Here is a 9588-nt window from a genome sequence, read left to right on the forward strand (position 1 = left end):
GCTCCGACTTGGTGTGCACGGTCGCCGCGAAACCGATGCCGGATTTCTCGGACCGGTTCTGGATGACCTTCTCGAGGCCGTCGAATGCGCCGCCGCAGATGAACAGGATGTTGGTCGTGTCGATCTGCAGGAAGTCTTGATTCGGGTGCTTGCGACCACCCTGCGGCGGCACCGAGGCCATCGTGCCTTCGACGAGCTTCAGCAGCGCCTGCTGCACGCCCTCGCCCGACACGTCGCGCGTGATCGAGGGGTTGTCGGCCWTGCGCGAGATCTTGTCGATCTCGTCGATGTAGACGATGCCGCGCTGCGCCTTCTCGACGTCGTAGTTGCAGTTCTGCAGCAGCTTCTGGATGATGTTCTCGACGTCTTCGCCGACGTAGCCGGCTTCGGTCAGCGTGGTCGCATCGGCGATCACGAACGGGACGTTGAGCAGGCGGGCGAGCGTCTGGGCCAGCAGCGTCTTGCCCGAGCCGGTGGGGCCGATCAGCAGGATGTTGCTCTTGCTCAGCTCGACGTCGTCCTTAGACGACGCCATGTGCTTGAGCCGCTTGTAGTGGTTGTACACGGCCACCGACAGCGTGCGCTTCGCGGTGTCCTGCCCGATCACGTACTGGTCGAGGCTGGCCTTGATCTCGCTGGGCACCGGCAGGTCTGACTTGGTGGCGCGGGCCTCGGCGGTGTCGGCCGGCACTTCATCGCGAATGATGTCGTTGCAAAGCTCGATGCACTCGTCGCAGATGAAGACCGACGGGCCGGCGATCAGTTTCTTCACCTCGTGCTGGCTCTTGCCGCAGAAGGAGCAGTACAGGACTTTCTCGCTGGAGGAGCCTTTTTTGTCGGCCATGGATGGGTGCGCTGTGCGTTAGGAAGGCTGAGTCAATGATAGAGCAAAAGAATTCCGGCCCAGGCTGTGGAAAAGGGGCCCAAATGGGCCCCGTTCTGTGGCTTTCCGCGGTTTCACCCCGGTTTTACCCGAGGCCCGGTGCCGGATCTGTCAGCTCAGGTCGCTGCGGGCGGGGTGCGCTGCGTCAGCACCTGGTCGATCAGGCCGTATTCCTTGGCCTCGATCGGATCCAGGAAGAAATCACGCTCCATGTCGGCACGGATCTTCTCGATCGACTGGCCGGTGCGTTCCGCGTAGATGCGGTTCAGCTGCTCGCGGGTCTTGAGGATCTCGCGGGCATGGATCTCGATGTCGGTGGCCTGGCCCTGCGCGCCGCCCGACGGCTGGTGGATCATCACGCGCGAATTCGGCAGCGCGAAACGCTTGCCCTTGGCGCCGGCCATCAGCAGGAACGAGCCCATGCTGGCAGCGATGCCCATGCACAGCGTCGACACGTCGGGCTTGATGAACTGCATTGTGTCGAAGATCGACATGCCCGCACTCACCGAACCACCCGGCGAGTTGATGTACAGCGAGATGTCCTTGTCGGGGTTTTCGCTTTYGAGGAACAGCAACTGCGCCACCACCAGGTTGGCCGACTGGTCGTTGACCGGCCCGACCAGGAAGATGACCCGCTCGCGCAGCAGGCGGCTGTAGATGTCGTAGGCCCGTTCACCGCGGCCCGACTGCTCGATGACGATGGGCACCATGCCCAGACTTTGTGTTTCCAGCGCGCTCATGATCGTCCTTGCGTCCTTGAGGAGGTTCGTGATAGTCCCACGGAGATTGGGTTTGATTATGTCGCGACAAGGCCGCGTTCAAAAACAAAGGGCGCCCAGGCCTTTCAGCCCGGCGCCCTTCGCATGACGGCTGACGAAATCAGCCGGCCATCAGTTCGTCGAACGGCAGCACCTTGTCGGTGACCTTGGCCTTGCCCAGCACGAAGTCGGTCACGTTGTTCTCGATGACCACGCCTTCGACCTCGGCCATGCGCTCGCGGCTGCCCAGGTACCAGCGCACCACTTCGGCCGGCTTCTCGTAGCTCTGCGCCATCTCTTCGATGTGCGCCTGCAGCTGCTCGGGCTTGGCCTGCAGGTTGTTCGCGCGGACCAGCTCGGCGACGACCAGGCCCAGGCGCACACGGCGCTCGGCCTGCGGCTGGAAGATCTCGGCGGGGATCGGTGCGGTGTCGGCATCCTTGATGCCGCGCTTCTTCAGGTCGGCGCGGGCGCCTTCGGTCATGCGCTCGACTTCGCCGTTGACCAGCGAGGTCGGCAGGTCGAGCTCGGCGCTCTTGACCAGCGCGTCCATCACCGACGACTTGTTGCGGGCCAGCACGCGGAACTTGACCTCGCGCTCGAGGTTGCGCTTGATGTCGGCGCGCAGTGCATCGACCGTGCCTTCCTTGATGCCCAGCGACTTGGCCAGCGCATCGTTGACCTCGGGCAGGTTCTGCGCCTCAACCTTGTTCAGCGTGACCAGGAAGTCGGCTTCCTTGCCGGCGACGTCCTTGCCCTGGTAGTCCTCGGGGAACTGCAGCGGGAAGGTCTTCGATTCGCCGGTCTTCATGCCGCGCACGGCCTTCTCGAAGGCCTCGAGCATCTGGCCTTCACCGATCAGGAACTGGWAGYCCTCGGCCTTGCCGCCKKCGAAMGGCWCGCCGTCGATCTTGCCTTCGAAGTCGATCGTCACGCGGTCGCCTTCGGCAGCAGCCTCGCCCTGCGCGCGCTGCGCGAAGGTGCGGCGCTGCTTGCGCAGGATRTCCAGCGTCTTGTCGATSGCGGCTTCGGTCACCTCGGTGCTGACGCGCTCGACCTCGGCGGCCGACAGGTCGCCGAGCTTGACTTCGGGGTACACCTCGAAGACGGCATCGAAGGCCATCTGGCCCTCGGGCGCGGTTTCCTTCTCGCTGATGCGCGGGGCACCGGCGACGCGCAGCTTGGCCTCGGCGGTGGCCTGGGCGAAGGCCTGTCCGACCTTGTCGTTCATGACTTCGTACTGCACCGAGTAGCCGTAGCGCTGGGACACCACGCTCATCGGCACCTTGCCCGGGCGGAACCCGTCGGCCTTGACCGTGCGGGACAGGCGCTTCAGGCGCGTTTCGACCTCGTTGTTGATCGTGTCGGCCGCCAGCGTGAGCGTGATGCGGCGTTCGAGCTTCTCGAGGGTTTCTACAGTGACAGCCATGATTGTCTGGACTCTCTGGTTTCGTTAGCTGGTGCGCGGGGGGGGACTCGAACCCCCACACCATCGCTGGCGTCAGGACCTAAACCTGGTGCGTCTACCAATTTCGCCACCCGCGCACATTCTGGGCACATGCAAAAAGCAAAGGGAAGCCGAAGCTTCCCTTTTCAGGCGATTCGGTAAACCGCGTAGTTTAGCTGCTCGCGGCGGCTCTTTCCTCTTCGGCCGGTTTGACGCGGAACCAGGCGGCATACATCGCCGGCAACGCCAGCAGCGTCAGCCCCGTCGCGACGATCAGCCCGCCCATGATCGCGACCGCCATCGGGCCCCAGAACACGCTGCGCGACAGCGGGATCATCGCGAGCACCGCCGCCGCTGCGGTCAGCACGATCGGCCGGAAGCGCCGCACCGCCGATTCGACGATCGCCTCCCAGGCCGGCACGCCGCGCGCACGGTCCTGCTCGATCTGGTCGATCAGGATCACCGAGTTGCGCATGATCATGCCCATCAGCGCGATCACGCCGAGCAGCGCGACGAAGCCGAACGGCCGGTTCAGCAGCAGCAGCGCGCCCGCCACGCCGGCGATGCCGAGCGGGCCGGTGAGGAACACCAGGATCGAACGCGAGAAGCTGTGCAGCTGCAGCATCAGCAGCGTGAACATGATGAACAGCGCGAGCGGCAGGCCCGCGGCGATCGAGCCCTGCCCCTTGCTGCTCTCCTCCACCGCGCCGGCGATCTCGATGCGGTAGCCGTCCGGCATGGTCTTCTGCAGCTTGTCGAGATCCGGCCACACCTGCGTCGTGACCGTCGGGCCCTGCAGGCCCTCGACCACGTCGCCCTGCACCGTCACCGCATAGTCGCGGCCCTCGCGCCACAGCACGCCCGGCTCCCAGGTGAAACCGACCTTGGCGATCTGCGTCAGCGGGATCGAGCGCCCGCTGGCCGTCGGCAGGTAGGCGTTGCCGATGTCGGTGATGGCGTTGCGCTCGTCCAGCGGCTGGCGCACGACGATGTCGACCAGCCGGTCGGCTTCGCGGTACTGCCCGACGGTGTTGCCCGACAGGATGGTGCGCGACGCGGTGGCGATGGCCTGGCTGGTGACGCCCAGTGCGCGCGCCTTGTCCTGGTCGACCTCCAGGCGCAGCACCTTGACCGATTCGTTCCAGTTGTCGTTCACGCCGCGCATGTTCGGGTTGGCGCGCAGGATGTCCTTGGCCTTGTCGGCCCAGGCACGGGCCTGCGCCGCATCCGGCCCCATCACGCGGAACTGCACCGGGTACGGCACCGGCGGCCCGTTCGGCAGCAGCTTGACGCGGCCGCGTGCATCGGGGAACTCCTCGGCCAGCATCTTCGGCAGCTTCAGGCGCAGCGACTCGCGCGTCGGCAGGTCCTTCGGGATCAGGATCACCTGGCTCACGTTGGTCTGCGGGAAGATCTGGTCGAGCGGCAGGTAGAAGCGCGGCACGCCGCTGCCGACCCAGATCGACACGTCGACCACGCCCGGCTCCTTCAGCATGCGTGCCTCGAAGCGCTTGGCCAGTTCCTCGCTCGACTGGATGGTGGCGCCCTCGGGCAGCCACAGGTCGACCAGGATCTCCGGCCGACTCGAATCGGGGAAGAACTGCTGCTGCACCTTGCCCATGCCGGCCAGGCCCAGCACGAAGGTGCCGATGGTCAGGCCGATCGTGATCCAGCGGTGYTKCACGCACCAGTTCACCGCGCGCCGGAAGCGCGTGTAGAACGGCGTGTCGAACAGCTCATGGTGCTGCTCGCCCTCGTGCATCTTGCTCTTGCTGTGCAACAGCTTGGCACCGAGGTACGGCACGAAGTACACCGACACCACCCACGAGATCAGCAGCGCCGCGGTGGTCACCGCGAAGATCGCGAACGTGTACTCGCCCACCGTCGAGCGGGCCATGCCGATCGGCAGGAAGCCGGTCGCGGTGATCAGCGTGCCGGTCAGCATCGGCATCGCGGTCACGTCGTAGGCGAAGGTCGCGGCGCGCATCTTGTCGTAGCCCTCCTCGAGCTTGCGCACCATCATCTCCACCGAGATGATCGCGTCGTCGACCAGCAGCCCGAGCGCGATGATCAGCGAGCCGAGCGAGATCTTGTGCAGCCCGACACCCCAGTAGAACATCGTGACGAAGGTGATCGCGAGCACCAGCGGGATCGTGATGCCCACCACCAGGCCCGGCCACACGTCGATGCGCAGCGGTCTGGTGTGCAGGCCCAGGCTGATGAAGCTGACGGCCAGCACCACCACCACCGCCTCGATCAGCACGTGCACGAACTCGCCGACCGACTTGGTCACGGCCGAGGGCTGGTCCTGGATCTGCGACAGCTCGATGCCGATCGGCAGCTCCTTCTGGATCGCCGCGACGCGGTGCTTGAGCTGGTTGCCCAGCTCGATGATGTCGCCGCCCTTGGCCATCGAGATGCCGAGCGCGATGACTTCCTTGCCCTGGTGGCGCACCTTGACGGCCGGCGGATCGACGTAGTCGCGCTTGATGGTGGCGATGTCGGACAGGCGCAGCGTGCTCGCGACGCCGGTGCCGGGGTTGGTGGCGCGGATCGGGAAGGCCGCGAGCTCGTCGACCGAGTTGAACTGGCCACCCACGCGCACCTGCAGGTTGTCGCTGCCGGCGTTCAGCACGCCGGCGCCCTCGACCGCGTTCTGCGCGCCGAGCTGGGCGATCACCTGGTTGAAGTCGAGGCCCATCGAGGCCAGGCGCTTCTGCGAGATCTCGATGAAGATCTTCTCGGGCTGCGCACCGAACACCTGCACCTTGGCGACATCGGGCACCTTCAGCAGCTTCTGGCGCGTTTCCTCGGCACGCTGGCGCAGCTCTTCATAGGTGAATCCGTCGGCAGACAGCGCGAAGATCGAGCCGTAGACATCGCCGAACTCGTCGTTGAACACCGGCCCGATCACGCCCGACGGCAGCGTCGAGCGCATGTCGCCGATCTTCTTGCGCGTCTGGTACCAGACGTTGTTGACTTCCTTCGGCGGCGAGCTGTCCTTGATCTGGAAGATGGTCAGCGACTCGCCCGGCTTGGTGTAGCTGCGGATCTTGTCGGCGTACGGCGCTTCCTGCAGCGTCTTCTCGATCTTGTCGGTGACCTGCTCGGCCATCTGCTGCGCSGTGGCGCCCGGCCAGWAGGCCTGCACCACCATCGCGCGGAAGGTGAASGGCGGRTCYTCGTCCTGSCCSAGCTGGAAGTAGGCGACGAAGCCCAGCACCATCAGCACCACCATCAGGTAGCGCGTCAGCGGCTGGTGTTCGAGGGCCCAGCGGGAGATGTTGAAACGCGAGGTCGGCGCGTCGTCGTGTGTGTCTTGGGGGCTGCTCATGCGGTGCCTCGGGCGCTGGGCTTAGCGGGATGCCGCGCTGGCGGCAGGCGCCATCGCAGCCGGGTTGCCGTTCTGCGCGGTCGGCTCGACGTACATCTTCACCTGCTGCCCGGGCGACAGCACGTGCACGCCGGCCGTCACCACCACCTGCCCGGGCGCGAGGCCGGCGGCCACCACCACGGTGTTGCCGTCGGCACCGGCCACCTGGATCGGCTGCGCCTTGACGCTGAGCACGCCCTGGGCGTTCTTGTCGACCAGCCATACCGACGTGCGGCCCTGCAGCTCGGTGACCGCCGACAGCGGCAGGCGCACCACGTTCGACTGCTGCGGCAACTCGATCAGCACGGTGGCGGTCTGGCCGAGGCGGGCCGGCAGCTCGCCGATGTCGGCCTTGATCTGGAACGTGCGGGTCGCGGCATCGGCAGCCGCGGCCACCTCGCGGATCGACGCGGACACCGCGTCATTGCTACCCCATAGCCTCACCTTCAGCGCACCGGGCTTGCGGGCGAGCGCCCGCAGGTCGCTCACATGGTCTTCAGGCACCGAGAACACCACATCGCGCGGGCCGTCCTGCGCGAGGCGCACGACCGAGGTGCCGGCGGCCACCACCATGCCCGGCTCGGCATCGACGCCGGTGATCACGCCATTGGAATCGGCCACCAGCGCCGCATAGGCGGCCTGGTTGCCCTGCACGCCGGCCTGCGCGCGCGCCTGGTCGAATTGCGCCTGGGCGGACTTCAGCGCGGTGTCGCGGCGCTCCAGCTCGGCCGAGCTGATGAAGCCTTGGTCGCGCAGGTCCTTGTAGCGCTTGTAGTCGGCATTCGCGAGCTCGAGGTTGGTCTGCGCCGCGGCAAGCGCCGCGCGGGCCGACTCCTGCGCCAGCTTCAGATCCTGCGGATCGAGCTGCGCGAGCACCTGGCCGGCCTTCACGGTGTCGCCCACGTTCGCCGTGCGGCGCGTGATCTTGCCGCCGACCCGGAAGCCGAGCTTCGATTCGGTGCGCGCCCTGATCTCGGCCGCGTACTCGCGGGTGCCGCCCGCGGCCCCGTTGGCGACGGTCAGCGTGCGGACCGCCCGCACCGGCTCGGCGGCAGGCTCGGTCTTGGAACAGGCAGCCAGGACGGCCACACCGGCCAAGGCAATGAACAGCGTGGATCGCATCGGAATCCTCTTCGAAGCGGTGAACGGGGGCGGTAATTCTGGAGACGGGGGCTGATGTCAGTTACGGTACAACTGACTGACCGGTCAGTAATGTATTCGGGTCAATCCCAGGTGTCAAACCGTCCCTGGCATCTTTCGATGCGTCACGAGCGTCCGGGGCCGACCCAGCGACAATGCGCGCTGAATTGATCACGACCGACGATGACGCCCCAGCAATACGTGCAGGACAAGGCCGCCAGGAGCGGCTCGAGCTTCTACTACGCCTTCCTTTTCCTGCCACCGCCACGCCGCGCGGCGATCACCGCGTTTTACGCCTTTTGCCGCGAGGTGGACGATGTCGTCGACGAAGTTCAGGACCCGGGCGTCGCCGCCACCAAGCTCGCCTGGTGGCGCAAGGAGGCGGCCAGCGCCTTCGCCGGGCACGCCTCCCATCCGGTGATGCAGGCCCTGATGCCCCTCACCGCCGAGTTCGGCATCCGCGCCGAGCACCTCAATGCGGTGATCGACGGCTGCCAGATGGATCTGGATCAGTCGCGCTACCTCGACTACGCCGGGCTGCAGCGCTACTGCCACCTGGTGGCCGGCGTGGTCGGCGAAGTCGCGGCCAGCATCTTCGGCCGCAGCACCGACCAGACGCTGCAGTACGCCCACAAGCTGGGCCTGGCGATGCAGCTGACGAACATCATCCGCGACGTCGGCGACGACGCCCGCCGCGGCCGCATCTACCTGCCGATCTCCGAATTGCAGCAGTTCGACGTGAAAGCGCATGAACTGCTCAAGCGCACCGCGCCATGGGGCTACAGCGAGCGCTTCACCGCGCTGATGCGCTTCCAGGCGGAGCGGGCGCACCGCTGCTACGACGAGGCCTTCGCGCTGCTGCCCGACGCCGACCGCGTGGCGCAGAAGCCCGGCCTGATGATGGCCAACATCTACCGCACGCTGCTGCGCGAGATCGAAGCCGGCGATTTCCAAGTGCTGCACCAGCGCGTCTCGCTGACGCCGATCCGCAAGCTGTGGATCGCCGCCCGCACCCACTGGAAGGGGCGCTGAGGCGCGCATCGCCACGGCGCTGGTCAAGCCAGTTTTCGCCATGCAAAATGGCGGACAACTGAATGAGAGTGCCGCGATGAAAAGCAAAGAGGGCCAGACCCCGGCGATCCAGGTGCTGGAGCGCATGTTTTCGCTGCTGGACCTGCTGGCGTCCCACCAGGATCCGATCTCGCTGAAGCTGATCAGCGAGCAGACGGGGCTGCACCCATCGACCGCCCACCGCATCCTCAACGACCTGACGGTCGGCCGCTATGTCGACCGGCCCGAGGCCGGCAGCTACCGGCTGGGCATGCGCCTGCTGGAACTGGGCAACCTGGTGAAGGCCCGCCTTGACGTGCGCGACGCCGCGCTCGGCCCGATGCGCGAATTGCACAAGCTGACGCACCAGCCGGTGAACCTGTCGATGCGCCAGGGCGACGAGATCGTCTACATCGAGCGCACCTACAGCGAACGCTCTGGCATGCAGGTGGTTCGCGCCGTCGGCGGGCGGGCACCGCTGCACCTCACGTCGGTCGGCAAGCTGTTCCTCGCGCATGACGATCCGCAGCGCGTGCGGGCCTATGCCAACCGCACCGGGCTGGCCGGCCACACGCGCAACAGCATCACCGAGGTGGCCACGCTGGAGCGCGAGCTGTCGAAGGTGATGCAGTACGGCACCGCGCGCGACGATGAAGAGCTGGAACTGGGCGTGCGCTGCATGGCCGCCGGCATCCTCGACGACCAGGGCAAGCTGGTGGCCGGGCTGTCGATCTCGGCGCCGGCCGACCGGCTGGAGGAAGCCTGGCTGGAGCGGCTGAAGGCGACCGCCTCGCAGATCTCGGCGGCGCTCGGGCACCGCGGCTGAAATGCAAGAAGCCCGGCGTCACCGGGCTTCTCGGATATCGACGGAAACGTCAGCGCTCAGGACGTGAGCTTCGGCGCCTCATGGGCCACCGTGGCAGGCGCTGCCACCGCC

General features: G+C 66.5%; 7 protein-coding genes and 1 tRNA gene. 2 read left to right on the forward strand and 6 right to left on the reverse strand.

Annotated elements, in window-relative coordinates:
* The 6 genes from clpX to AC1D12_RS15290 all read right to left on the reverse strand — a co-directional run.
* Positions 1-844 (reverse strand): ATP-dependent Clp protease ATP-binding subunit ClpX (gene clpX, locus AC1D12_RS15265; protein ID WP_477841290.1); only part of this gene is annotated, 844 nt, incomplete at its 3' end.
* Positions 845-999: 155 nt separating this feature from the next.
* Positions 1000-1623 carry an ATP-dependent Clp endopeptidase proteolytic subunit ClpP gene (clpP, locus tag AC1D12_RS15270; RefSeq protein WP_477841292.1) on the reverse strand — a complete coding sequence of 208 codons (624 nt, stop codon included), beginning with the start codon at positions 1621-1623 and terminating at the stop codon, positions 1000-1002.
* Positions 1624-1762: 139 nt separating this feature from the next.
* Positions 1763-3070: a trigger factor gene (tig, locus tag AC1D12_RS15275; RefSeq protein ID WP_477841294.1), complete on the reverse strand. Its 1308-nt coding sequence runs from the start codon at positions 3068-3070 to the stop codon at positions 1763-1765.
* A gap of 29 nt (positions 3071-3099) precedes the next feature.
* A tRNA-Leu gene (locus AC1D12_RS15280) sits at positions 3100-3186 on the reverse strand.
* 74 nt (positions 3187-3260) lie between these two features.
* A complete protein-coding gene (locus AC1D12_RS15285; RefSeq protein WP_477841296.1) occupies positions 3261-6422 on the reverse strand; it encodes an efflux RND transporter permease subunit in 3162 nt (1053 codons plus the stop codon).
* Positions 6423-6443: 21 nt separating this feature from the next.
* On the reverse strand, positions 6444-7583 hold the full coding sequence (locus AC1D12_RS15290; protein ID WP_477828949.1) for an efflux RND transporter periplasmic adaptor subunit: 1140 nt from the start codon (positions 7581-7583) through the stop codon (positions 6444-6446).
* A 201-nt stretch (positions 7584-7784) separates the two neighbouring features.
* Here AC1D12_RS15290 and hpnD point away from each other — a divergent pair, with 201 nt between their 5' ends.
* Complete coding sequence (gene hpnD / locus AC1D12_RS15295) at positions 7785-8633, forward strand: presqualene diphosphate synthase HpnD (RefSeq protein ID WP_477841298.1); 849 nt, start codon at positions 7785-7787, stop codon at positions 8631-8633.
* 76 nt (positions 8634-8709) lie between these two features.
* On the forward strand, positions 8710-9477 hold the full coding sequence (locus AC1D12_RS15300; RefSeq protein WP_047511852.1) for an IclR family transcriptional regulator: 768 nt from the start codon (positions 8710-8712) through the stop codon (positions 9475-9477).
* Positions 9478-9588 lie beyond the last annotated feature (111 nt).

The organism is Rhizobacter sp. P1_G5, from assembly GCF_056405435.1.